This is a genomic window from Mucilaginibacter sp. P4_G9, from assembly GCF_056400985.1.
On the sequence record NZ_JBFUKF010000693.1, the window covers coordinates 1 to 1,631 of the forward strand.

A 1,631-nucleotide genomic window follows, 5' to 3' on the forward strand; every position below is an offset into this window, starting at 1 on the left:
TTTCATCCCAGCTCATCCATACAAACAAGGCCTTGCCTACAATATGATCTTCGGGCACAAAACCCCAAAAACGTGAATCTAATGAATTATGACGATTATCGCCCATCATCCAATAGTAACCCATTTTAAACGTATAGGTATTTGTTTTTTTGCCGTTTATGCTTATACTGTTCCCGTTAACCTGCAGTTTGTTATTTTCATATACCTCGATGGCCCGGCGATAAATGGGCAACGTAAGGGTATCCAGTTTCATTGTCCATCCCTTTTTTGGTATAATGATGGGGCCAAGGTTATCTACATTCCACCTGTGATTAGGATCGTGCGGAAATACCTCAGGATCATAAACACCCCTAAATTGTATATCTGGCCTTACATACCTGATATGTGGGGCTTTCTTTAAAGCAAGTGCCGACTTCCTTGTCATATTTACCATGTAATCAACATCGGTAAATGCCTGAATATCCGACAAATGAAGATCATGTTGCAATTTAGGACTTATGGAGTTTTTATCAGCATTAACCATATACTGCATTTCGCCATGCGGCGGCGTAATGGCAGGTTTACCATTCACATATACCTGTGCACTAACCAGGCTTATTGTATCGCCGGGAGTTGCCTGGCAGCGTTTGATATAGTTTTCCTGTTTATCAACCGGCCTGTAATAGGGCGAGTCGACTTCCATTGGATAATTAAAAACCACAACATCACCYTTTTTAATATCACTTAARCCCGGCAGCCTAAAGTAGGGTAGTTTTAAACCATTCCAGTAGGATTTTGTACCTATGTATGGCAGTTTATTATGTGCAAAAGGAAATGATACCGGCGTAATGGGCAGGCGGGGGCCGTAACTAAACTTACTTACAAACAGATAATCGCCAATCATAAGCGAACTTTCCATTGATGCCGACGGAATAGTATAGGCCTCGATAAAAAATATACGGATGATGGTTGCTGCCAATACCGCAAAAAAAATAGCCTCTGTCCATTCCCGTACCGATGATTTATGCAGGATGGATTGATATTTTTCATAAAACTCATTACTTGCAGACTGGCCCAGGTAATGGGTATTTTTATCAAATCCCCACATTGGCAAAAAAACAAATGGCAAAATGATAGCCCCAACTATATGGATCATTCTTGTTTTACCGAATGATTTAATGAAATCGATAACTATACCAACCCCAATTATGATATATATACCCGGAATAAAACATAGCAAAAGCCACCATAGCGGCCTACCGCTTAGTTTCAGCATAACATATGTGCTGTAAATAGGTATGAGGGCCTCCCAGCCGGGCCGCCCTGCTTTTTGAAATAGTTTCCAAAGGCCGGCATGTACTAATATTAATAAAGGGGCCAATATTATATAAACCCCGATATAATCAGCTATCTCCATCTGCTATAAACCGGAAATTAGCATTTAAAATCAAACATGGCCTCAACCGAATAAAATCCTTTTTTATCATGGATCCATTCGGCGGCCAATACGGCGCCAAGGGCAAAACCATTACGATTATGGGCAGTATGCTTAAATTCAATGGTATCAACTTCCGAATCGTAAATGACGGTATGCGTACCCGGCACACTGTCTATCCGCATAGATTCTATCAGTAATTGGTCGGGCAGAACAC

General features: G+C 40.9%; 2 protein-coding genes. Both read right to left on the minus strand.

Features of this window, described 5'->3' with window-relative positions; all coding sequences use genetic code 11:
- On the minus strand, nucleotides 1-1,396 hold a 1,396-nt coding region (lepB, locus tag AC1DPZ_RS26790; protein WP_477409243.1), incomplete at its 3' end, for a signal peptidase I.
- 17 nt (nucleotides 1,397-1,413) lie between these two features.
- Nucleotides 1,414-1,631, minus strand: a 218-nt coding sequence (locus AC1DPZ_RS26795) for a dihydrodipicolinate reductase C-terminal domain-containing protein (protein WP_477409245.1), incomplete at its 5' end; no start/stop codon positions are given.